The sequence below is a fragment of the Pseudonocardia autotrophica genome (assembly GCF_003945385.1).
Taxonomy (GTDB): Bacteria; Actinomycetota; Actinomycetes; order Mycobacteriales; family Pseudonocardiaceae; genus Pseudonocardia; species Pseudonocardia autotrophica.
This window is the reverse complement of record NZ_AP018920.1, coordinates 6,211,805-6,232,932: the sequence shown is the minus strand read 5'-3', so window position 1 is coordinate 6,232,932 and position 21,128 is coordinate 6,211,805. Positions and strand designations below refer to the sequence as shown.

General features: G+C 69.6%; 35 protein-coding genes. 34 read left to right on the top strand and 1 reads right to left on the bottom strand.

Annotation, left to right across the window (positions count from 1 at the left end; genetic code table 11):
• The first annotated feature begins 1 nt into the window (after nt 1).
• From rplC to truA, 34 genes are all read left to right on the top strand, one after another.
• Nucleotides 2-673, top strand: a complete 672-nt coding sequence (rplC, locus tag Pdca_RS28925; protein WP_085912692.1) for a 50S ribosomal protein L3 — start codon at nt 2-4, stop codon at nt 671-673.
• Nucleotides 670-1,359, top strand: coding sequence for a 50S ribosomal protein L4 (gene rplD / locus Pdca_RS28920; protein WP_085912592.1), 690 nt, complete (start codon nt 670-672; stop codon nt 1,357-1,359). Before rplC ends, rplD begins: the two co-directional genes overlap by 4 nt.
• Nucleotides 1,356-1,655, top strand: a complete 300-nt coding sequence (gene rplW / locus Pdca_RS28915) for a 50S ribosomal protein L23 (RefSeq protein ID WP_085912593.1) — start codon at nt 1,356-1,358, stop codon at nt 1,653-1,655. The genes rplD and rplW overlap by 4 nt, the downstream gene beginning before the upstream one ends.
• A 16-nt stretch (nt 1,656-1,671) precedes the next feature.
• Entirely contained in the window at nt 1,672-2,505 is an 834-nt protein-coding gene (gene rplB / locus Pdca_RS28910; RefSeq protein WP_085912594.1) for a 50S ribosomal protein L2, read from the top strand.
• A gap of 14 nt (nt 2,506-2,519) precedes the next feature.
• The gene (gene rpsS / locus Pdca_RS28905; RefSeq protein ID WP_020622935.1) at nt 2,520-2,801 is read left to right on the top strand and encodes a 30S ribosomal protein S19; all 282 of its coding nucleotides are present in this window, start codon (nt 2,520-2,522) and stop codon (nt 2,799-2,801) included.
• A gap of 38 nt (nt 2,802-2,839) precedes the next feature.
• Entirely contained in the window at nt 2,840-3,268 is a 429-nt protein-coding gene (gene rplV, locus Pdca_RS28900; protein WP_085912595.1) for a 50S ribosomal protein L22, read from the top strand.
• A complete protein-coding gene (gene rpsC, locus Pdca_RS28895; protein ID WP_085912596.1) occupies nt 3,268-4,104 on the top strand; it encodes a 30S ribosomal protein S3 in 837 nt (278 codons plus the stop codon). Before rplV ends, rpsC begins: the two co-directional genes overlap by 1 nt.
• Before the next feature lie 2 nt (nt 4,105-4,106).
• Complete coding sequence (rplP, locus tag Pdca_RS28890; protein WP_085912597.1) at nt 4,107-4,526, top strand: 50S ribosomal protein L16; 420 nt, start codon at nt 4,107-4,109, stop codon at nt 4,524-4,526.
• Nucleotides 4,526-4,771 carry a 50S ribosomal protein L29 gene (gene rpmC / locus Pdca_RS28885; RefSeq protein WP_085912598.1) on the top strand — a complete coding sequence of 82 codons (246 nt, stop codon included), beginning with the start codon at nt 4,526-4,528 and terminating at the stop codon, nt 4,769-4,771. Before rplP ends, rpmC begins: the two co-directional genes overlap by 1 nt.
• Complete coding sequence (rpsQ, locus tag Pdca_RS28880) at nt 4,768-5,052, top strand: 30S ribosomal protein S17 (RefSeq protein ID WP_085912599.1); 285 nt, start codon at nt 4,768-4,770, stop codon at nt 5,050-5,052. Before rpmC ends, rpsQ begins: the two co-directional genes overlap by 4 nt.
• Before the next feature lie 9 nt (nt 5,053-5,061).
• Nucleotides 5,062-5,430: a 50S ribosomal protein L14 gene (gene rplN, locus Pdca_RS28875; protein WP_068797776.1), complete on the top strand. Its 369-nt coding sequence runs from the start codon at nt 5,062-5,064 to the stop codon at nt 5,428-5,430.
• A 16-nt stretch (nt 5,431-5,446) separates the two neighbouring features.
• On the top strand, nt 5,447-5,773 hold the full coding sequence (gene rplX, locus Pdca_RS28870; protein WP_085912693.1) for a 50S ribosomal protein L24: 327 nt from the start codon (nt 5,447-5,449) through the stop codon (nt 5,771-5,773).
• Between the two features lies 1 nt (nt 5,774).
• A complete protein-coding gene (rplE, locus tag Pdca_RS28865) occupies nt 5,775-6,338 on the top strand; it encodes a 50S ribosomal protein L5 (protein WP_085912600.1) in 564 nt (187 codons plus the stop codon).
• Nucleotides 6,339-6,342: 4 nt separating this feature from the next.
• Nucleotides 6,343-6,528, top strand: a complete 186-nt coding sequence (locus tag Pdca_RS28860) for a type Z 30S ribosomal protein S14 (protein WP_068797778.1) — start codon at nt 6,343-6,345, stop codon at nt 6,526-6,528.
• A gap of 124 nt (nt 6,529-6,652) precedes the next feature.
• Nucleotides 6,653-7,051, top strand: a complete 399-nt coding sequence (gene rpsH / locus Pdca_RS28855; protein WP_010228487.1) for a 30S ribosomal protein S8 — start codon at nt 6,653-6,655, stop codon at nt 7,049-7,051.
• 17 nt (nt 7,052-7,068) lie between these two features.
• The gene (rplF, locus tag Pdca_RS28850) at nt 7,069-7,608 is read left to right on the top strand and encodes a 50S ribosomal protein L6 (RefSeq protein WP_085912601.1); all 540 of its coding nucleotides are present in this window, start codon (nt 7,069-7,071) and stop codon (nt 7,606-7,608) included.
• Nucleotides 7,608-8,021: a 50S ribosomal protein L18 gene (gene rplR, locus Pdca_RS28845; protein ID WP_269462822.1), complete on the top strand. Its 414-nt coding sequence runs from the start codon at nt 7,608-7,610 to the stop codon at nt 8,019-8,021. Before rplF ends, rplR begins: the two co-directional genes overlap by 1 nt.
• Before the next feature lie 34 nt (nt 8,022-8,055).
• Nucleotides 8,056-8,688, top strand: a complete 633-nt coding sequence (gene rpsE / locus Pdca_RS28840) for a 30S ribosomal protein S5 (RefSeq protein ID WP_085912602.1) — start codon at nt 8,056-8,058, stop codon at nt 8,686-8,688.
• 5 nt (nt 8,689-8,693) lie between these two features.
• Complete coding sequence (rpmD, locus tag Pdca_RS28835; protein WP_085912695.1) at nt 8,694-8,879, top strand: 50S ribosomal protein L30; 186 nt, start codon at nt 8,694-8,696, stop codon at nt 8,877-8,879.
• A 17-nt stretch (nt 8,880-8,896) separates the two neighbouring features.
• A complete protein-coding gene (rplO, locus tag Pdca_RS28830; RefSeq protein WP_085912696.1) occupies nt 8,897-9,337 on the top strand; it encodes a 50S ribosomal protein L15 in 441 nt (146 codons plus the stop codon).
• A 295-nt stretch (nt 9,338-9,632) separates the two neighbouring features.
• The gene (gene secY / locus Pdca_RS28825; RefSeq protein WP_085912603.1) at nt 9,633-10,943 is read left to right on the top strand and encodes a preprotein translocase subunit SecY; all 1,311 of its coding nucleotides are present in this window, start codon (nt 9,633-9,635) and stop codon (nt 10,941-10,943) included.
• A gap of 126 nt (nt 10,944-11,069) precedes the next feature.
• The gene (locus Pdca_RS28820) at nt 11,070-11,624 is read left to right on the top strand and encodes an adenylate kinase (protein WP_085912604.1); all 555 of its coding nucleotides are present in this window, start codon (nt 11,070-11,072) and stop codon (nt 11,622-11,624) included.
• A 48-nt stretch (nt 11,625-11,672) separates the two neighbouring features.
• Complete coding sequence (map, locus tag Pdca_RS28815) at nt 11,673-12,518, top strand: type I methionyl aminopeptidase (RefSeq protein WP_085912605.1); 846 nt, start codon at nt 11,673-11,675, stop codon at nt 12,516-12,518.
• Nucleotides 12,519-12,735: 217 nt separating this feature from the next.
• Nucleotides 12,736-13,854, top strand: a complete 1,119-nt coding sequence (locus Pdca_RS28810) for a Re/Si-specific NAD(P)(+) transhydrogenase subunit alpha (protein WP_085912606.1) — start codon at nt 12,736-12,738, stop codon at nt 13,852-13,854.
• Complete coding sequence (locus tag Pdca_RS28805) at nt 13,854-14,192, top strand: NAD(P) transhydrogenase subunit alpha part 2 (RefSeq protein ID WP_085912607.1); 339 nt, start codon at nt 13,854-13,856, stop codon at nt 14,190-14,192. The genes Pdca_RS28810 and Pdca_RS28805 overlap by 1 nt, the downstream gene beginning before the upstream one ends.
• 50 nt (nt 14,193-14,242) lie before the next feature.
• A complete protein-coding gene (locus tag Pdca_RS28800) occupies nt 14,243-15,622 on the top strand; it encodes an NAD(P)(+) transhydrogenase (Re/Si-specific) subunit beta (RefSeq protein WP_085912697.1) in 1,380 nt (459 codons plus the stop codon).
• Nucleotides 15,623-15,880: 258 nt separating this feature from the next.
• The gene (infA, locus tag Pdca_RS28795) at nt 15,881-16,102 is read left to right on the top strand and encodes a translation initiation factor IF-1 (protein ID WP_010228514.1); all 222 of its coding nucleotides are present in this window, start codon (nt 15,881-15,883) and stop codon (nt 16,100-16,102) included.
• A gap of 61 nt (nt 16,103-16,163) precedes the next feature.
• Nucleotides 16,164-16,277, top strand: coding sequence for a 50S ribosomal protein L36 (rpmJ, locus tag Pdca_RS28790; RefSeq protein WP_010228516.1), 114 nt, complete (start codon nt 16,164-16,166; stop codon nt 16,275-16,277).
• Nucleotides 16,278-16,465: 188 nt separating this feature from the next.
• Complete coding sequence (gene rpsM, locus Pdca_RS28785; protein ID WP_085912608.1) at nt 16,466-16,846, top strand: 30S ribosomal protein S13; 381 nt, start codon at nt 16,466-16,468, stop codon at nt 16,844-16,846.
• Complete coding sequence (gene rpsK, locus Pdca_RS28780) at nt 16,846-17,253, top strand: 30S ribosomal protein S11 (protein WP_085912609.1); 408 nt, start codon at nt 16,846-16,848, stop codon at nt 17,251-17,253. The genes rpsM and rpsK overlap by 1 nt, the downstream gene beginning before the upstream one ends.
• An 18-nt stretch (nt 17,254-17,271) precedes the next feature.
• Nucleotides 17,272-17,877: a 30S ribosomal protein S4 gene (gene rpsD, locus Pdca_RS28775; RefSeq protein WP_085912610.1), complete on the top strand. Its 606-nt coding sequence runs from the start codon at nt 17,272-17,274 to the stop codon at nt 17,875-17,877.
• A 91-nt stretch (nt 17,878-17,968) separates the two neighbouring features.
• A complete protein-coding gene (locus Pdca_RS28770) occupies nt 17,969-19,021 on the top strand; it encodes a DNA-directed RNA polymerase subunit alpha (RefSeq protein ID WP_085912611.1) in 1,053 nt (350 codons plus the stop codon).
• A gap of 2 nt (nt 19,022-19,023) precedes the next feature.
• Nucleotides 19,024-19,764 carry a 50S ribosomal protein L17, sunset domain variant gene (rplQ, locus tag Pdca_RS28765; RefSeq protein ID WP_085912612.1) on the top strand — a complete coding sequence of 247 codons (741 nt, stop codon included), beginning with the start codon at nt 19,024-19,026 and terminating at the stop codon, nt 19,762-19,764.
• An 80-nt stretch (nt 19,765-19,844) separates the two neighbouring features.
• Nucleotides 19,845-20,642: a tRNA pseudouridine(38-40) synthase TruA gene (truA, locus tag Pdca_RS28760; protein ID WP_197720136.1), complete on the top strand. Its 798-nt coding sequence runs from the start codon at nt 19,845-19,847 to the stop codon at nt 20,640-20,642.
• Nucleotides 20,643-20,652: 10 nt separating this feature from the next.
• Here the strand turns inward: truA and Pdca_RS28755 are convergent, their stop codons facing one another.
• On the bottom strand, nt 20,653-21,060 hold the full coding sequence (locus tag Pdca_RS28755; RefSeq protein ID WP_085912613.1) for a hypothetical protein: 408 nt from the start codon (nt 21,058-21,060) through the stop codon (nt 20,653-20,655).
• Nucleotides 21,061-21,128 lie beyond the last annotated feature (68 nt).

Sequence of the window (21,128 nt, the reverse complement as noted above, 5' to 3'; positions counted from 1 at the left end):
GATGAAGACGACTGCAACCAAGCAGACGAAGAAGGTCACCGGGATCCTGGGCACCAAGCTCGGGATGACCCAGGTGTTCGACGAGAACAACCACGTGGTGCCGGTCACCGTCGTTCAGGCCGAGCCGAACGTCGTGACCCAGGTGCGCTCCGAGGAGGCCGACGGCTACACCGCCGTCCAGCTGGCCTACGGCGCCATCGACCCGCGCAAGGTGAACAAGCCGGAGACCGGCCACTTCAGCAAGGCCGGCGTCACGCCGCGCCGCCACCTGCTGGAGCTGCGCACCTCCGACGCCGCCGACTACACGCCGGGCCAGGAGGTCACCGTCGAGGCATTCGCCGAGGTGGCCGAGGTCGACGTGGTCGGCGTGACCAAGGGCAAGGGCTTCGCCGGTGTCATGAAGCGTCACGGCTTCCACGGCCTGGGCGCCTCGCACGGCACCCAGCGCAAGCACCGTTCGCCGGGCTCCATCGGCGGCTGCGCCACCCCTGGCCGCGTGTTCAAGGGTGTGCGGATGGCCGGCCGGATGGGCTCGAACCGCCAGACCACGCAGAACCTGAAGGTTCACCGGGTGGACGCCGAGCGCGGCCTGCTGCTCATCAAGGGCGCGGTCCCCGGTCCCCGCGGTGGGCTCGTCGTGGTGAAGACCCCCGCGAAGGGTGATGGCAAGTGAGCACCGTGCAGATCAAGACCCCCGAGGGCACCGCGAGCGGCAGCGTCGAGCTGCCCGAGCACGTCTTCGACACGACGGCGAACATCGCGCTGATGCACCAGGTGGTGACCGCGCAGCTGAACGCGGCCCGCCAGGGTTCGCACGACACCAAGACCCGGGCCGAGGTCCGCGGTGGTGGCCGCAAGCCGTACCGGCAGAAGGGCACCGGTCGCGCCCGTCAGGGCTCGGTCCGCGCGCCGCAGTTCGCCGGCGGTGGCATCGTGCACGGCCCGACTCCGCGGGACTACTCGCAGCGGACCCCGAAGAAGATGAAGGCCGCCGCCCTGCGCGGTGCCCTCTCCGACCGGGCCCGCGCCGGCCGCGTGCACGTCGTGTCCGAGTTCCTGGCCGAGGGCACGCCCTCGACGAAGGCCGCCCGCAAGGTCCTCGGGACCGTGCTGCCGGGCGCCGAGAGCAGCCGGGTGCTGGCCGTCGTCGAGCGTGGCGCCGAGACCACCCTGCTGAGCCTGCGGAACCTGCCGCAGGTCCACCTGATCGCGCCGGATCAGCTGAACACCCACGACGTGCTGATCAACGACGTCGTGCTGTTCACGCAGGCGGCGCTGGACGAGTTCCTCGCCGGCCCGATCGCGAAGCCGAAGGCTGCCGGCCGGCGTGCAGGCACCGCTGAGGAGGCCGACAAGTGATCACGGACCCGCGGGACGTGCTGCGCGCGCCGGTCGTCTCGGAGAAGAGCTACGGGCTGCTCGACGAGCGCCAGTACACCTTCGTCGTCGCACCGGACGCGAACAAGACCCAGATCAAGATCGCCGTGGAGAAGGTGTTCGGGGTCAAGGTGACCAGCGTCAACACGCTGAACCGCCCGGGCAAGCGCAAGCGCTCCCGCACCGGCTACGGCAAGCGCAAGGACACCAAGCGCGCGATCGTCACGCTCTCCCCGGAGAGCAAGGCGATCGACGTCTTCGGTGGCCCGGCGAGCTGAGGGAGCGAGCAGACCGATGGCCATTCGTAAGTACAAGCCGACGACCTCGGGCCGCCGTGGCTCGAGCGTCGCGGACTTCGCCGAGATCACCCGGGACCACCCGGAGAAGTCGCTGCTGCGTCCGCTGCACAACCGCGGCGGTCGCAACGTGCACGGGCGGGTCACCGCGCGGCACCAGGGCGGCGGCCACAAGCGCGCCTACCGGCTGATCGACTTCCGTCGTAACGACAAGGACGGAATCCCGGCCAAGGTCGCGCACATCGAGTACGACCCGAACCGCACCTCGCGGATCGCACTGCTGCACTACGCCGACGGCGAGAAGCGCTACATCATCGCGCCGGCCAAGCTGAAGCAGGGCGACCCGATCGAGAACGGTCCGCGGGCCGACATCAAGGTGGGCAACAACCTGCCGCTGCGCAACATCCCGACGGGCACCGTGGTGCACGCGATCGAGCTCCGCCCCGGTGGCGGCGCCAAGATCGCGCGCTCGGCGGGCTCCGGCGTCCAGCTGGTCGCCAAGGACGGGCCCTACGCGCAGCTGCGGATGCCCTCCGGTGAGATCCGCAACGTCGACGTCCGCTGCCGGGCGACGATCGGTGCGGTCGGCAACGCGGAGCACGCCAACATCAACTGGGGCAAGGCGGGCCGGATGCGGTGGAAGGGCAAGCGCCCGACCGTCCGTGGTGTCGCCATGAACCCGGTTGACCACCCGCACGGTGGTGGTGAGGGCAAGACCTCCGGTGGCCGTCACCCGGTCAACCCGGCGGGTACCCCCGAGGGCCGCACTCGCAAGAACAAGCCCTCCGACAAGTTGATCGTCCGCCGGCGCCGTACCGGCAAGAAGCGCTGAGCAGGGAGGTAAAGATGCCGCGCAGCCTGAAGAAGGGCCCCTTCGTGGACGACCACCTGCTCAAGAAGGTGGACGCCCTCAACGAGTCCGGCAAGAAGACCGTCATCCGTACGTGGTCCCGTCGGTCCACGATCATTCCGGACATGATCGGTCACACCATTGCGGTGCACGACGGCCGCAAGCACGTGCCGGTGTTCGTGTCCGACTCGATGGTCGGGCACAAGCTGGGCGAGTTCGCCCCGACCCGGACCTTCCGGGGACACATCAAGGACGACCGCAAGGCGCGTCGGCGCTAGAAGCCGGCCCGAGTAGCGACTAGGAGAGGTGGAGAGAGATGGCTGACGCTGTGAACACAGCAGCCGACACCACCGGCGCTGCGCTCGAGCCGACTCGTGCGCGCGCCGTGGCTCGGTTCGTCCGTAGTTCGCCGATGAAGACCCGTCGTGTCGTGGACCTGGTCCGCGGCCTGCCGGTCGACGAGGCGCTCGCGATCCTGCGGTTCTCGCCGCAGGCGGCGGCCGAGCCGGTGGCGAAGGTCGTGGCGAGCGCCGCGGCCAACGCCCAGAACAACCTGGACCTGAACCCGGACACCCTGGTGGTGGCCGTGGCGATGGTCGACGAGGGCCCGACGCTCAAGCGCATCCGGCCGCGCGCCCAGGGGCGTGCGTACCGGATCCGCAAGCGGACGAGCCACATCACCATCGAGGTCGAGTCCGTGCCGAGCAAGGCCGGCCGTCGTGGTGCGAAGGGGAGGGCCCGCTGATGGGGCAGAAAATCAACCCGCACGGCTTCCGCCTGGGCATCACCACGGACTGGAAGTCCCGCTGGTACGCGGACAAGCAGTACTCCGAGTACGTCAAGGAGGACGTCGAGATCCGCCGCATGCTCTCCAAGGGCATGGAGCGGGCCGGCATCTCCAAGGTCGAGATCGAGCGGACCCGGGACCGGGTGCGGGTGGACATCCACACCGCCCGTCCGGGCATCGTGATCGGCCGGCGTGGCGCCGAGGCCGACCGGATCCGGGGCAACCTCGAGAAGCTGACCAAGAAGCAGGTCCAGCTGAACATCCTCGAGGTCAAGAACTCGGAGTCGGACGCGCAGCTCGTCGCCCAGGGCGTCGCCGAGCAGCTGTCGAACCGGGTCGCCTTCCGGCGTGCGATGCGTAAGGCCATCCAGTCGGCCATGCGCAGCCCGCAGGTCAAGGGCATCCGGGTCCAGTGCTCGGGCCGCCTCGGCGGTGCCGAGATGTCCCGGTCGGAGTTCTACCGCGAGGGTCGGGTCCCGCTGCACACGCTGCGCGCGGACATCGACTACGGCCTGTTCGAGGCGCGGACCTCCTTCGGCCGGATCGGCGTGAAGGTCTGGATCTACAAGGGTGACGTCGTCGGAGGCCGCCGTGAGGGCGCGCCCGCCGCCGAGGCCCCCGGTCGCGGCCCGCGCCGCGAGCGTCCGGCCCGTCGCCGTTCGGGTGCCTCGGGCACCACCGCGACCAGCACCGAGGCGGGGCGCGCCGCGCAGAGCAGCCAGGGCGGCGCGGCCACCGCGACCGTCGAGGCCCCCGCGTCCGGTGACAACCAGAGCAACGGTGGGGAGAGCTAGAGATGCTGATCCCACGCAAGGTCAAGCACCGCAAGCAGCACCGGCCGAAGCGTAAGGGCATGGCCAGCGGCGGCACGGCGGTCACCTTCGGCGACTGGGGCATCCAGGCGCTGGAGCCGGCCTACGTGACCAACCGGCAGATCGAGTCGGCGCGTATCGCGATCAACCGGCACATCCGTCGTGGCGGGAAGATCTGGATCAACGTCTTCCCGGACATCCCGATGACGAAGAAGCCCGCCGAGACCCGGATGGGTTCCGGTAAGGGTTCGCCGGAGAAGTGGGTCACGAACGTCAAGCCGGGACGGGTGCTGTTCGAGATGACCTTCCCGAACAAGGAGACCGCCCACGAGGCGCTCCGCCGGGCCATCCACAAGCTGCCCATGAAGTGCCGGATCGTGTCCCGTGAGGGTGGTGACATCTGATGGCGAGCACTGGCAACACCAAGGCCGCCGAGCTGCGCGAGCTCTCCGACGAGGAGCTGGTCGTGCGCGTCCGGGAGGCCAAGGAGGAGCTGTTCAACCTCCGCTTCCAGATGGCTACCGGGCAGCTGGACAACAACCGGCGGCTGCGGGCCGTCCGCCACGACATTGCGCGCTGCTACACGGTGATGCGCGAGCGTGAGCTCGGCCTGTCCGCCGCCCCGACCGAGAGCGAGGGCGCGGCGTGAGCACTGACAGCAGCACCGAGCAGAACGAGCAGCGCGGGGAGCGCAAGGTCCGCGAGGGCCTGGTCGTGTCCGACAAGATGGACAAGACCGTGACGGTGTCCCTCGAGGACCGCGTCAAGCACCCCCTGTACGGCAAGGTCATCCGCCGGACCAGCAAGGTCAAGGCGCACGACGAGGAGAACACCGCCGGCATCGGCGACCGTGTCCGCCTCATGGAGACCCGTCCGCTGTCGGCGACCAAGCGCTGGCGGCTGGTGGAGATCCTCGAGAAGGCCAAGTAGGAGAGTCACGTGATCCAGCAGGAGTCGCGGCTGCGCGTCGCCGACAACACCGGTGCCAAGGAGATCCTGTGCATCCGGGTGCTGGGCGGCTCCGCGCGGCGCTACGCCGGGATCGGCGACGTCATCGTCGCCACGGTCAAGGAGGCCATCCCCGGCGCCGGCGTGAAGCGTGGTGACGTCGTCAAGGCGGTCATCGTGCGCACCAAGAAGGAGAAGCGCCGTCCCGACGGCAGCTACATCCGATTCGACGAGAACGCCGCTGTCCTGATCAAGCCGGACAACGGACCTCGGGGGACCCGAATCTTCGGCCCGGTCGGGCGCGAGCTGCGCGACCGCAAGTTCATGAGGATCATCTCCCTCGCTCCGGAGGTGCTCTGATTTCATGAAGGCGAAGATGAAGGTGAAGAAGGGCGACACCGTTCTGGTGATCGCCGGTAAGGACAAGGGCGCCAAGGGCAAGGTCATCGCGGCCTACCCGGAGCGTCAGCGCGTGCTGGTCGAAGGCGTGAACCGGATCAAGAAGCACACCCGGATCAGCCAGAACCAGCGTGGAGCCGAGAGCGGTGGGATCGTCACCCAGGAGGCGGCCATCCACGTCTCGAACGTGATGGTCGTCGACTCCGACGGCAAGCCGACCCGGATCGGCAAGTCGAAGGTGGAGGGCGAGGACGGCACGTCCCGCCGGGTCCGGATCTCCAAGCGCAACGGGAAGGAGATCTGAGATGACCACCGCAGAGAAGACCCTCCCGCGTCTCAAGCAGCGCTATCGCGACGAGATCCTCGACAAGCTCCGTGAGGACTTCGGCTACACCAACGTCATGCAGATCCCCGGCCTGACCAAGGTCGTGGTGAACATGGGTGTCGGCGACGCCGCCCGGGACTCGAAGCTGATCGACGGCGCGCTGCGCGACCTGGCCATCATCACCGGCCAGAAGCCGCAGCTGCGCCGCGCGACCAAGTCGATCGCGCAGTTCAAGCTGCGCGAGGGGATGCCGATCGGCGCCAAGGTGACCCTGCGGAACGACCGCATGTGGGAGTTCCTGGACCGGCTGCTGACCATCGCGCTGCCGCGTATCCGGGACTTCCGGGGCCTCTCCGGCGACCAGTTCGACGGTCGCGGCAACTACACGTTCGGCCTGACCGAGCAGTCGATGTTCCACGAGATCGATCCGGACAACATCGACCGCCCGCGTGGCATGGACATCACCGTGGTGACCACCGCGACCACGAACGCCGAGGGCCGGGCGCTGCTGCGTCACCTGGGCTTCCCGTTCAAGGAGAACTGAGCGAATGGCGAAGAAGGCGCTCATCAACAAGGCGAACGCGACGCCCAAGTTCGCGGTTCGCGGTTACACCCGCTGCCAGAAGTGCGGCCGGCCGCGTGCGGTCTTCCGTAAGTTCGGCCTCTGCCGCGTGTGCCTGCGCGACATGGCGCACGCCGGCGAGCTGCCGGGTGTGAGCAAGTCCAGCTGGTGATCCGAGAGGCCCCGCGCCGCGGGGCCCGGGTCGACCCGATCGCCGAAGGCCGCACCGGTACGGCGCCCCGGACAGGGGCGCCGCGCCGGGTACGCGGAACCACGGTGGGAAAGAGACAGACACCATGACGATGACCGATCCGATCGCAGACATGCTGACCCGTCTGCGGAACGCGAACTCGGCCTACCACGACCGCGTGGTGATGCCGCACTCCAAGCTGAAGGTCTCCATCGCGGAGATCCTGCAGAAGGAGGGCTACATCGCCGCCCATCACACCGAGGACGCCGAGGTCGGCAAGTCCCTGGTCGTCGAGCTGAAGTACGGCCGCAACCGTGAGCGGAGCATCGCCGGCCTGCGCCGGGTCTCCAAGCCCGGTCTGCGGGTCTACGCGAAGTCGACGAACCTGCCGCGGGTCCTCGGGGGCCTCGGCGTGGCGATCATCTCGACCTCGCGGGGTCTGATGACCGACCAGCAGGCCTACCGGAGTGGCGTGGGCGGCGAAGTCCTCGCCTACGCCTGGTGAGAGAGGGGTAACGAACGATGTCTCGCATCGGAAAGCTGCCCGTCACCGTTCCGTCCGGCGTGGAGATCACCATCGACGGCCGTACGGTCACCGCGAAGGGCCCCAAGGGCACCCTGTCGCACACCGTCGTCGAGCCGATCTCGGTCGAGCGCGACGATGACGGTGCGGTGCTGGTGAAGCGCCCGAACGAGGAGCGCGAGGTCCGGGCCTTCCACGGCCTGTCCCGCTCACTCGTCAACAACATCGTGGTCGGCGTGAGCGCCGGCTACGAGAAGAAGCTGGAGATCCACGGCGTCGGCTACCGGGTCGCGCTCAAGGGCTCGAACCTCGAGTTCGCCCTGGGCTTCTCGCACCCGGTCGTGATCGAGCCGCCGGAGGGGATCACCTTCGCGGTGGAGTCCCCGACCCGGTTCTCGGTCTCCGGAATCGACAAGCAGGTGGTCGGCGAGATCGCCGCCAACATCCGGAAGCTGCGCCGCCCGGACCCGTACAAGGGCAAGGGTGTGCGGTACGCCGGCGAGCAGGTCCGCCGCAAGGTCGGAAAGACGGGTAAGTGATGGCCGAGACGAACGACACCGTGTCGGGTGCCGCCCGGCGGCGGATGGCGTCGCAGGTGTCGCGGGTGCGCCGCGACTCGCGCATCCGTCGGCACGCCCGGCTCCGCAAGAAGATCTCCGGAACGCCGGTGCGTCCGCGCCTGGCGGTCAACCGCTCGTCGCGGCACATCACGGTGCAGCTGATCGACGACCTCGCCGGGCACACCCTGGCGCACGCGTCGACGCTGGACACCGAGGTCCGCGGTGTGGAGGGCGACAAGAAGGCCAAGGCGGCCAAGGTCGGCGAGCTGATCGCCAGCCGCGCCAAGGAAGCCGGCATCTCCTCGGTCGTGTTCGACCGCGGTGGGCTGCGCTACCACGGGCGGATCGCCGCACTGGCCGACGCCGCCCGCGAGGGAGGCCTGGAGTTCTGATGGACCAGACCGAGAAGACTGAAGGGATCGTCTGATGCCGGGACGTACGCGGCGTGACGGCGGAGGGCCTGGCGGCGGTAGCAACGACAACCGCAACAGCCGGGACCGCCGCGACGGTGGCCGTGGCGGGGCGGCCCAGGACAAGACCCCGTACATCGAGCGGCTGGTCACGATCAACCGCGTGGCCAAGGTCGTCAAGGGCGGCCGCCGGTTCAGCTTCACCGCGCTGATGATCGTCGGCGACGGTGACGGACTGGTCGGCGTCGGCTACGGCAAGGCCAAGGAGGTGCCGGCGGCGATCGCCAAGGGCGTCGAGGAGGCGAAGAAGAACTTCTTCCGCGTCCCGCGCATCGGCGGCACGATCGTGCACCGCGTGCAGGGTGAGGCCGCCGCGGGCGTCGTCATGCTGCGCCCGGCCTCGCCCGGTACCGGTGTCATCGCCGGCGGCCCGGTCCGCGCGGTGCTGGAGTGCGCGGGGATCTCGGACATCCTGTCCAAGTCCCTCGGCTCCGACAACGCCATCAACATCGTGCACGCCACGGTGGCGGCGCTGAAGGCGGTGCAGCGTCCGGAGGAGGTCGCGGCCCGCCGCGGCCTGCCGCTCGAGGACGTCGCGCCGGCCAGCATGATGCGTCAGCGCGCCGAGGCCGACGCGGCGAGGGTGTGAGCGACATGGCCACGTTGAAGATCACCCAGGTGAAGAGCCGGATCGGGGCCAAGCAGAACCAGCGCGACACGCTGCGTTCGCTCGGCCTGCGCAAGATCCGGCAGACGGTGGAGCGCCCGGACACCCCGCAGAACCGCGGGTACGTCCACACGGTGCGCCACCTCGTGACCGTGGAGGAGGTGGCGCAGTGAGCGAGAACGACAACTCCGTGATCAAGCTGCACGACCTGCGTCCGGCCCCGGGTTCGAAGACCGCCAAGACCCGGGTGGGTCGCGGTGAGGGCTCGAAGGGCAAGACCGCGGGCCGCGGCACCAAGGGCACCAAGGCCCGCAAGACGGTGTCGCCGCGCTTCGAGGGCGGGCAGATGCCGCTGCACATGCGGCTGCCGAAGCTCAAGGGCTTCAAGAACCGCTTCAAGGTCGAGTACCAGGTGGTGAACGTCGGCGACCTCGCCGGTCTGTTCCCGCAGGGTGGCGAGGTCGGCCCGGCCGAGCTCGTCGAGGCCGGCGCGGTGCGCAAGAACCAGCTGGTGAAGGTGCTCGGCGAGGGTGAGCTCTCGGGCGTCGCCCTCACCGTCAAGGCACACAAGTTCTCCGCCTCCGCCCGGGAGAAGATCTCCGCGGCGGGTGGCTCGGTGTCCGAGCTCTGACGAGCCGGACCCGAGGGCAGAACGTCGCCACGGCGCCGTCCACGGTGCCCCTGATCCGCTCCGGCGGGCGGGGCCCGTGGGCGGCGCCGAGGTGTTTCCGAGCCGCTGTTAGAGTCACGATCGGCCCTCGGGCCCACGTGCAGCGGGACCGGCGCAGTCATGGCGCCCCCGCAGGGAGGGACCGTTCGGTCCCCACCCGGCCCGGGAGGCGCGGAATGCGCCGCCCAGCCGGCCGACCCCGTCCGGGGCCGGCGCAGGCGGTGTCGGGCCGCCGACGTCGTAGGAGGATCACCGAGTGCTCAGCGCAGTCCGGTCGGCCCTGACCACGCCGGATCTCCGCAAGAAGATCCTCTTCACGCTGGCGATCGTGGCGGTGTACCGGCTCGGGGCGAACATCCCCTCGCCGGGGGTGTCCTACCCGAACATCCAGGAATGTGTCCGCCAGGTCGAGGGCGGCGACAATGCGAGCGTCTACTCGCTGATCAACCTGTTCTCCGGCGGGGCACTGCTCCAGCTGTCGATCTTCGCGCTGGGCATCATGCCCTACATCACCGCGAGCATCATCGTGCAGCTGCTGCAGGTCGTCATCCCGCGGTTCGAGCAGTTGAAGAAGGAAGGCCAGTCCGGCCAGGCGAAGCTCACGCAGTACACCCGTTACCTGACGATCGGTATCGCGATCCTGCAGGCGACCGGGTTCGTGGCGCTCGCCGAACGCGGACAGCTGTTCCAGGGCTGTGCGCTCCCGATCATCCCGGACTCGTCGGTCTTCACCCTGGTCGTCATCGTGACCACGATGGTCGCCGGCACGACGCTGGTGATGTGGCTCGGCGAGCAGGTCACCGAGCGCGGTGTCGGCAACGGCATGTCGCTGCTCATCTTCGCCTCCATCGCGCACCGGATCCCGGCCGAGGGCCGGCTCATCCTGGAGAACTCCGGCGGTCTGGTCTTCGCCGGTGTCTGCGTGTTCGGTCTGGCCATCATCGCGAGCGTCGTCTTCGTCGAGAACGGCCAGCGCCGGATCCCGGTCCAGTACGCCAAGCGGATGGTCGGGCGCCGGATGTACGGCGGCACCTCGACGTACCTGCCGCTGAAGGTCAACCAGGCCGGCGTCGTGCCGGTGATCTTCGGTAGCTCGCTGCTGTACCTGCCCGACCTGGTCGCCCGGCTCGCCGGGAACGAGGGCGGCTGGTTCCAGACGTTCGTACAGACCTATCTGGTCGATCAGTCCAGTCCTGTGCACATCATCATGTACATGGCGCTGATCATCTTCTTCACGTACTTCTACGTCGGGATCACGTTCAACCCGGACGACCGCGCCGAGGACATGAAGAAGTACGGCGGCTTCATCCCGGGCATCCGGCCGGGCCGCCCGACGGCCGAGTACCTGAACTTCGTGCTCAGCCGCATCACACTGCCGGGCTCGCTCTACCTGGGCATCATCGCGGTGCTCCCGAACTTCTTCCTCGGCATCACCGGTACCGGTCAGAACCAGAACTTCCCGTTCGGCGGCACTGCGGTTCTGATCATGGTCACAGTGGGCCTCGACACCCTGAAGCAGATCGAGAGCCAGCTCATGCAGCGGAACTACGAGGGTTTCCTGCGTTAGGCTCGCCGAAGCGTGGCCGTGCGGGACCCCGGTCGGGGCCCCGGCCTCGGATCGGGTGTTGCGGCACCGTGGCGCCGGCGGCGATGCCGGTGTCGGGTAGATGAGACTTCAGGAGGTCGGGTTCGCGTGCGACTCGTTCTGGTGGGACCGCCTGGTGCGGGCAAGGGGACGCAGGCCGAGCGGATGGCCGAGCGGCTGGACGTCCCGCACATCTCGACGGGCGACCTGTTCCGCGCCAATCTCCGCGACGAGACCGAACTCGGTCGCGAGGCGAAGCGGTACATGGACGCGGGGGACCTGGTCCCCGACGAGGTGACGGTGGGGATGGTCCGTGACCGTCTCGGCGACGCCGACACCACGAAGGGGTTCATCCTCGACGGTTTCCCGCGCAACACCGCCCAGGCGGCGTCGCTCGGCGAGATCCTGAAGGACAAGGGCCTCGAGCTCGACGCGGTCGTGCAGTTCGACGTCGAGGACGAGGTGGTCGTGCAGCGGCTGCTCGGCCGCGGGCGCAGCGACGACAACGAGGACACCATCCGTAACCGGCAGCGTGTGTACCGCGAGGAGACCGCGCCGCTGCTGGACCACTACCGTGACCAGCTGGTCACCATCGACGCGGTCGGTGAGGTCGGCGAGATCACCGACCGGGTCTTCGAGGCGCTGAAGAAGCACGGCGCCTGAGACCCGGCGCAGGCCGCCGGCCGGCACCGCGAGGAACCGAGGGAACGCATGAACGGACGGGGCGGCCTGCGCGGCGCCATCGCCCGCTACCGGGGTCGGGACATCGAGCTCAAGACCCTGCGCCAGCTCGAGGCGATGCGGGAGGCGGGCGCGCTGGTGGCCGCCACCCTCGCCGCCGTCACCGAGCAGGCGAAGCCGGGTGTGAGCACGGCCGAGCTCGACGCGCTGGCCGAGCAGACCATCAGGGACGGCGGCGCCGTTCCGTCGTTCCTCGGCTACCACGGCTTCCCGGCGAGCATCTGCGCGTCGGTGAACGCCCAGATCGTGCACGGCATCCCGTCGTCGACGCAGGTGCTGGCCGATGGTGACCTGCTCTCGGTCGACTGCGGCGCGATCCTGGACGGCTGGCACGGTGACTCCGCGGTGACCATCGCGGTCGGTGAGGTGGCGCCCGCGGATCTCGCGCTGTCGGCGGCCTGCCGGTCCGCACTCGACGCCGGCATCCTCGCGGTGCAGCCGGGCGCTCGGCTCACCGACGTCTCCTACGCGGTGCAGGAGGCCTGCCGTGCGGCCGCCGAGGCGGACGGTGCCGACTACGGGATCGTCGCCGAGTACGGCGGGCACGGCATCGGGACCTCGATGCACATGGACCCGTTCCTGCCCAACCACGGCGAGCCGGGGCGTGGCCCGCGGCTGCGTCCCGGGATGGCCCTCGCGGTCGAGCCGATGCTCGTCGCGGGTGACCCGGAGACCCTGGAGCTGGACGACGGCTGGACCGTCGTCACCGCCGAGGGCGGCCGCGCCGTGCACTGGGAGCACACCGTCGCCGTCACCGAGGACGGCCCGTGGCTGCTGACCGCGCCGGCCGGAGCGCCGGACCGCCCCGGCGCCTGATCGCGCTGCGGCGCCGGATCGATCCGGCGCCGCGGGATCGACCGGGCGCGGCCGAATCGGACCCGGTGCGGCTGGATCGGTTCAGTGCTGCCGGGCCGGTAGCGCGCCGTCGGATCGATACAGCTCCGCCGGGATCGACGGCCGGAAGCTCCCCCACGGGGTAGTCCCGGTCACGTCGTGGGGCCGCTGACCATTGCGGGTGGACTAGGTTCCCGGCATGGGCGAAGAGGCCGGGCGGGACGACCCGCAGAAGACGGTCACTGTCGGTGTGCCGAAGGAGATCCGGGCAGGCGAGCGCCGGGTGGCGCTGGTGCCGAAGGTGATCGGGAAACTCGGTGGGCGTGGAGCGACCGTCGTGGTCGAGGCGGGTGCCGGCGCGGGTGCGCTGATCCCGGACGAGGAGTTCACACAGGCGGGCGCCACGATCGGCGATCCCTGGGCGTGCGACGTGGTCGCGGTGGTGAACCCGCCGACCACGGAGCAGATCGGGAAGCTCCGCAGGGACCAGGTGCTGATCGGGTTCCTGTCGCCGCTGACCCACCCGGACACGGTGGCGCAGCTGCGGGACGCCGGCGTGACCGCGTTCGCGATGGAGTCGATCCCGCGGATCTCCCGGGCACAGGGGATGGACGCGCTGTCGTCGCAGGCGAACGTCGCGGGCTACAAGGCGGTGTTGGCCGCGGCCGAGCACTCCACCCGCTTCTTCCCGATGCTGACGACCGCGGCGGGCACCGTGAAGCCGGCCACCGCGCTGGTGCTCGGGGTGGGTGTCGCCGGGCTGCAGGCACTGGCCACCGCGAAACGGCTCGGGGCTCGGACCACCGGCTACGACGTCCGGCCCGAGGTCGCCGACCAGGTCCGCTCGCTGGGTGCGCAGTGGCTCGATCTCGGCATCGACGCGGCCGGCGAGGGCGGCTACGCGCGCGAACTCACCGACGAGGAACGGGCGAAGCAGCAGCAGGCCCTGGAAGACGCGATCACCGGGTTCGACGTCGTGATCACCACGGCGCTGGTGCCGGGCCGGGCCGCGCCGCGGCTGGTCAGCGCCGCGGCCGTACAGGGCATGCGGCCGGGCAGCGTGATCGTGGACATGGCGGGGGAGGCGGGCGGCAACTGCGAGCTCACCGAGCCCGGCGAGACGGTGGTCCGGCACGACGTGACCATCCTGTCCCCGCTGAACCTCCCGTCCGGAATGCCCGAGCACGCCTCCGAGCTCTACGCGCGCAACGTCACCGCGCTGCTGGAACTGATGGTCACCGACGGCGATCTGTCCCCGGACCTCTCCGACGAGGTACTGGCGAAGTCCTGCGTGACGCGTGAGGAGGAGGGTTCCTGATGGACTCCGGACTGCTGGCGAACATCGCCATCCTGGTACTGGCCGGCTTCGTCGGCTTCGCGGTGATCTCGAAGGTCCCCAACACCCTGCACACCCCGCTGATGTCGGGCACCAACGCCATCCACGGCATCGTGCTGCTCGGCGCGATCGTGGTGCTCGGGCGCGAGGAGGTCGGCGTCGCCGACGCGATCATCCTGGTCGTCGCGATCGTGTTCGGGGTGATCAACGTGGTCGGTGGCTTCCTGGTCACCGACCGGATGCTCGGCATGTTCAAGGGCAAGCAGCCGGGTAAGGCGGGCGCCGGCACCGGCGCCGAGAAGAACGGGAGCGGCTCGTGAGCGGCCACGCGGAGATCCTCGCCGCCACCGACACCCTGGGGACCGGCCCGCTGGCCGTGATCGTCCCGGTGCTCTACATCATCGCGTTCGCGCTGTTCATCTACGGCCTGTCCGGGCTGACCGGCCCGAAGACCGCGGTGCGCGGCAACTGGATCGCCGCGGTCGGTATGGCGATCGCGGTCGGTGCGACGCTGCTGCTGGTCCAGGCGAACTGGCTGCTGATCATCCTCGGCCTGGTGGTCGGCACCATCCTCGGCGTCCCGTCCGCGCGCAACGTCAAGATGACGCAGATGCCGCAGATGGTCGCGCTGTTCAACGGCGTCGGCGGTGGCGCCGTGGCGCTGATCGCGTGGGCCGAGTTCCGCAACACCGACGGCTTCGTCGACACCGCGGTCTACATCGTCATCGCCACCATGTTCGCGGCCATCGTCGGCTCGATCTCGTTCTGGGGCTCGCTGATCGCGTTCGGCAAGCTGCAGGAGATCCTGCCGGGTCGCCCGATCGGCCTGGGCCGCGTGCAGCAGCCGCTGAACCTGCTGTTGCTGGTCCTCGCGGTGGTGGCGGCGGTCGTCGCCGGGCTCGGCGGGGCCGGTGAGATCTGGGTGATCGCCGTGCTGGTGCTGGCCGCGGTGGTCGGCGTGCTGGTCGTGCTGCCGATCGGCGGCGCCGACATGCCGGTCGTCATCTCGCTGCTGAACGCGATGACCGGCCTCTCGGCGGCGGCCGCCGGGCTCGCGCTGAACAACACCGCGATGATCGTCGCCGGCATGATCGTCGGTGCCTCCGGCTCGATCCTGACCAACCAGATGGCCGTCGCGATGAACCGGACCATCCCGGCGATCGTGGCCGGCGGCTTCGGGGGGACGCAGGCGGCGGCGGCCGACGACGGCGTGGAACGGACCGTCACGTCCACCTCGGCGGCCGACGCGGCGATCCAGATGGCCTACGCGTCGCAGGTGATCGTGGTCCCCGGCTACGGCATGGCGGTGGCGCAGGCCCAGCACGCGGTCAAGGACATGGCCAAGCTGCTGGAGAGCAAGGGTGTCGAGGTCAAGTACGCGATCCACCCGGTGGCCGGCCGGATGCCCGGGCACATGAACGTCCTGCTCGCCGAGGCCGACGTCTCCTACGACGCGCTCAAGGAGATGGACGACATCAACGACGAGTTCTCCCGCACCGACGTGACGCTGGTGATCGGGGCGAACGACGTCACCAACCCGGCCGCCCGCAACGACCCGTCGAGCCCGATCTACGGGATGCCGATCCTGAACGTCGACGAGTCGCGCAACGTCATCGTGCTCAAGCGCTCGATGGGATCGGGCTTCGCCGGCATCGACAATCCGTTGTTCTTCATGGACAACACCTCGATGCTGTTCGGCGACGCGAAGCAGAGCGTGAGCCAGGTCAGCGAGGAGCTGAAGGCGCTGTAGTCGCCGCGGCCGCGGGGACCTGCGCGGACTCGCAGCGCCGGCGGGGGCCGGTACCGTTGCCGGTGCCGGCCCCGTGGGTCACCCCCGCGTGCAGTCGCCCCGCCGGACCTCCGTACACTTGACAGCTGGTGCGCTCTGTGGCGCCGGTCCGTCGTGTTCACACGCCCGGCCCGGGCCCGTTCGTGCGCATCCACCGCCCCGCCGGTCGTCAGTCCGGCAGTGCGGAGCAACCGACACCTGTCACGGATAGCGGAGGACATGGCCAAGAAGGACGGGGCGATCGAGGTCGAGGGCCGGGTCGTCGAACCCCTGCCGAACGCGATGTTCCGGGTGGAGCTGGAGAACGGCCACCGGGTACTCGCGCACATCAGCGGGAAGATGCGCCAGCACTACATCCGGATTCTCCCGGAGGACCGGGTGGTGGTCGAGCTGTCGCCCTACGACCTCAGCCGCGGCCGCATCGTCTACCGCTACAAGTGACTGCCGTGCTCGTCACGGTCGGTCGCATGCCCCAGAAGAACAACGGACAGAGGCAGACGACGTGAAGGTCAAGCCGAGCGTCAAGAAGATCTGCGACAAGTGCCAGGTGATTCGCCGTAACGGCCGGATCATCGTGATCTGCTCGAACCTGCGCCACAAGCAGCGTCAGGGCTGATCACCGCCGGTCACGGCGAGCCACGCGTCGCGATCCTCTGATCGCTTCAGCAGAAGCCCCCGACGTACCTACCGGGCCACGAGGGCCCGATAGCACCCCCGGAACCAGGCCGGGGCCCGTATCGCAGCGGCGGAACGGGACGGACGTCGGGAAGACCTGGAACGAGAACCGAATGGAGACAACGCCGCATGGCACGTGTTGCCGGCGTCGACCTCCCCCGCGACAAGCGGATGGAGATCGCGCTCACCTACATTTTCGGGGTCGGACGAGCCCGGTCCAAGGAGATCCTCGAGGGAACGGCGATCAGCCCGGACCTCCGGTCGAAGGATCTGACCGACGAGGACGTCACGAAGCTCCGCGACTACATCGAGGAGCACCTGCGGGTCGAGGGTGACCTGCGCCGCGAGGTGCAGGCGGACATCCGCCGCAAGATCGAGATCGGCTCGTACCAGGGCATCCGCCACCGTCGCGGTCTCCCGGTCCGCGGCCAGCGCACGAAGACCAACGCGCGCGGCCGCAAGGGCCCGAAGAAGACCGTTGCCGGTAAGAAGAAGGCAGGTAAGAAGTAATGCCGCCCCGCGCACGTCAGGGCACCGGACCCAAGAAGGTCCGCCGTCGCGAGAAGAAGAACATCGCGCACGGGCACGCCCACATCAAGAGCACGTTCAACAACACGATCGTGTCGATCACCGACCCGAACGGTGCCGTCATCGCCTGGGCCTCGTCCGGCAACGTCGGCCTCAAGGGCTCGCGCAAGTCGACGCCGTTCGCCGCCCAGCTGGCTGCCGAGAACGCGGCCCGCAAGGCCGCCGAGCACGGCATGAAGAAGGTCGACGTCTTCGTGAAGGGCCCGGGTTCGGGTCGCGAGACCGCGATCCGCTCGCTGCAGGCCGCCGGCCTCGAGGTCGGCACCATTTCCGATGTCACCCCGCAGCCGCACAACGGCTGCCGTCCGCCCAAGCGGCGCCGGGTCTAGGGGAAGGGGACTACAACCATGGCTCGCTACACCGGCCCCATGACCCGCAAGTCGCGCCGACTGAAGACCGACCTCGTCGGCGGCGACCAGGCGTTCGAGCGTCGTCCCTACCCGCCCGGCCAGCACGGCCGGATCCGGATCAAGGAGACCGAGTACCTGCTGCAGCTGCAGGAGAAGCAGAAGGCGCGCTTCGGCTACGGCCTGCAGGAGAAGCAGCTCCGCGGCTACTACGAGGAGGCGCACCGCCGGGAGGGCAAGACCGGCGATGAGCTGCTGAAGATCCTCGAGTCGCGCCTCGACAACGTCGTGTACCGGGCGGGTCTCGCCCGTACCCGGCGGATGGCCCGCCAGCTGGTGAACCACGGCCACTTCCTGGTCAACGGGAAGCGCGTCGACATCCCCAGCTACCGGGTCTCGCGCTACGACATCATCGACGTCCGCGAGAAGTCGCGGAACACGGACCCGATCGTGATCGCCCGGGAGACCCAGGGCGAGCGGCCGGTTCCGGCGTGGCTGCAGGTCGTTCCGTCGACGCTGCGCATCCTGGTCCACCAGCTGCCCGAGCGCGCTCAGATCGACACCCAGGTCACCGAGCAGCTCATCGTCGAGTTCTACTCGAAGTAGCTCGACATCCCGCCGCCCCGCAGGGAGGGGCGGCGGTCTTCACTGCGACATCAAATAGCGGTTGTCGCAGGTGCGAAGGAGGCACATCCCCATGCTGATCTCTCAGCGACCCGCCCTCACCGAGGACGTCGTCACCGAGACCCGGTCCCGGTTCGTCATCGAGCCGCTGGAGCCGGGCTTCGGTTACACCCTCGGCAACTCCCTGCGCCGGACGCTGCTCTCGTCCATCCCCGGCGCCGCCGTCACGTCCATCCGGATCGACGGCGTCCTGCACGAGTTCACCACCGTGCCGGGGGTCAAGGAGGATGTCACCGACATCATCCTGAACCTCAAGGAGCTCGTCGTGAGCTCCGAGGAGGACGAGCCGGTGACCATGTACCTGCGCAAGCAGGGCCCGGGAGCGGTCACCGCGGGCGACATCGTGCCGCCCGCCGGTGTCACCGTGCACAACCCGGACCTGCACATCGCCTCGCTGAACGACAAGGGCCGGCTCGAGGTCGAGCTCGTCGTCGAGCGGGGCCGCGGGTACGTCCCGGCGATGCAGAACAAGGCCACCGGCGCCGAGATCGGCCGGATCCCGGTCGACTCGATCTACTCGCCGGTGCTGAAGGTGACCTACAAGGTCGAGGCGACCCGAGTCGAGCAGCGGACCGACTTCGACAAGCTCGTTCTCGACGTCGAGTCGAAGCCGTCCATCACCCCGCGGGACGCGCTGGCGTCGTCCGGCAAGACCCTGGTCGAGCTGTTCGGCCTGGCCCGCGAGCTGAACGTGGACGCCGAGGGCATCGAGATCGGCCCCTCCCCGCAGGAGGCGGACACCATCGCGGCGTTCGCGATGCCGATCGAGGAGCTGGACCTCACGGTCCGCTCCTACAACTGCCTCAAGCGCGAGGGCATCCACACGGTCGGCGAGCTCGTCGGCCGCAGCGAGGCGGACCTGCTCGACATCCGCAACTTCGGCGCCAAGTCGATCGACGAGGTCAAGATGAAGCTCGTCGGTCTCGGCCTGGCACTCAAGGACAGCCCGCCCGGGTTCGACCCGTCGGCGGCGGCGAGCGACTACGGTGCCGACGGTGACAGCGGGTTCGACCCCGGCACCTTCGGTGACGACGGTCAGGACTACGCAGAAACGGAGCAGTTGTAGCCATGCCCCAGCCCACCAAGGGGGCCCGCCTCGGCGGGTCGCCCGCGCACCAGCGGCTGATCCTGGCCAACCTGGCGACCTCGCTGTTCGAGCACGGCCGGATCACCACCACCGAGGCCAAGGCCCGGCGGCTGCGTCCGTACGCGGAGCGGCTGATCACCAAGGCCAAGGCCGGCGACCTGCACAACCGTCGCCAGATCATGAAGGTGATCCGCGACAAGTCGGTCGTGCACCGCCTCGTCACCGAGATCGGCCCGTTCTTCGCGGACCGCAACGGTGGCTACACCCGGATCACCAAGACGATGCCGCGCAAGGGCGACAACGCCCCGATGGCGGTCATCGAGCTCGTCCAGCAGAAGACGGTCACCGACGAGGCGAACCGCGCTCGTCGCGCGGCCGCCTCGCAGGCCGAGGCCACCGCCCCGGCGGACGAGGCCACCTCCGCTCCGGCGGACGAGGTCACGGCCGAGGAGACCGTCACCGAGGAGAACACCTCCGCGGAGACGGTTGCCGAGGAGAGCACCGAGGCTCCGTACGGCGAGGGCAGCCACGCCCCGCTGGACGACCCGGCGCAGGCCCCGGAGGGCTTCGAGATCAAGGGCAACGCCGACTCGATGCTCTACCACGTCCCCGGTTCGTCGCACTACGACCGGACCGTGGCCGAGGTCTGGTTCGCCAGCGAGGAGGCCGCCGAGGCCGCCGGCTTCGCGAAGCCGCCGTCGCAGCAGGGGTCCGACTCCTGAGTCGGTCGCACCACGCCCACGGGCCCGCCGTCCAGCCGGACGGCGGGCCCGTCGGCGTTGCCGACCCGTTCCGGGTCCGGCTGGACATCGCCTACGACGGCACCGACTTCTCCGGCTGGGCCGCGCAGCCCGACCGGCGCACGGTGCAGGGGGTGCTCACCGATGCGCTGTCCACCGTGCTGCGGGTGCCGCTGCGGCTGACCGTGGCCGGACGCACCGACGCCGGGGTGCACGCGTCCGGCCAGGTCGCCCACGTCGACCTGCCCGGCGAGCTCGATCCGCAGGTCGACGGGCTGCTCCGGCGGCTCAACCGGCTGTTGCCCGCCGACGTCCGGGTCCACGGGATCACCCGGGTACCGGACGCCTTCGACGCCCGGTTCTCGGCGCTGCGCAGGCACTACCGCTACCGGGTCGGCACCGCGCCGTACGGGGCCGAGCCGCTGCGCGCGCGCGACACCGTGGCCTGGCCGCACGCCCTCGATCCCGGCGCGATGAACGCCGCGTCGGCGCTGCTGCTCGGCGAGCACGACTTCGCCGCGTTCTGCAAGCGCCGCGAGGGGGCCACGACCGTGCGGGCGCTGCAGCGCCTGGAGTGGGCGACCGCCGACGGCGAGCCGGAGGTGCTCGTCGCGTCGGTGTCCGCGGACGCGTTCTGCCATTCGATGGTGCGCAGCCTGGTCGGCGCGCTGCTGGAGGTCGGCCGCGGGCATCGCGGAGTCGACTGGCCCGCCGCACTGCTCACCCGGACGGCGCGGGCGTCGGAGGTGCTGGTGGCGCCGCCGCACGGGCTGTCGCTGACCGGCGTCGACTACCCGGCCGACGATGAGCTCGCCGCACGTGCTGAGACGACCCGGCAGATCCGGGTCGCCGGGGCGTAGCAGCGGCCGGTCAGACACGGCGGGCACGCACGGCCGCGACCACCAGCCACACCAGACAGACCAGGTAGGCGATCGCTGCGGCGTTGCCCAGCAGCCGGAACCAGTCCGGGACCGGCTCGCCGCCGCGGCCGCTGATCTCGAGGATCCCGGCCACCCGTCCGTATCCACGGTTGTCGGTCGTGAACAGGGCTGCCACCAGCAGGAACGGCACCAGGGCGACGAACGGCACGGTCAGTCCCGCGGGCAGCGAGCGGTGGCGCAGGTACAGCGTTGCGAGCACGGGCGGGACGAGCAGCAGCAGCGGCCCGACCAGCAGCATGAGGAAGGCGAGCAGCAGGAATCCGTCCGCGCTGAAGCGCACGACAGCGGCGGCGAGAAGGGCGGTGACCTGGAGTAGGACGTTCCACGTCGGTGACATGGTCGGATGATGCCGTTCGTTCTCATTGTCGGGTTTCCGTATGACTACCCGGATCGGCAGAGCGGTGG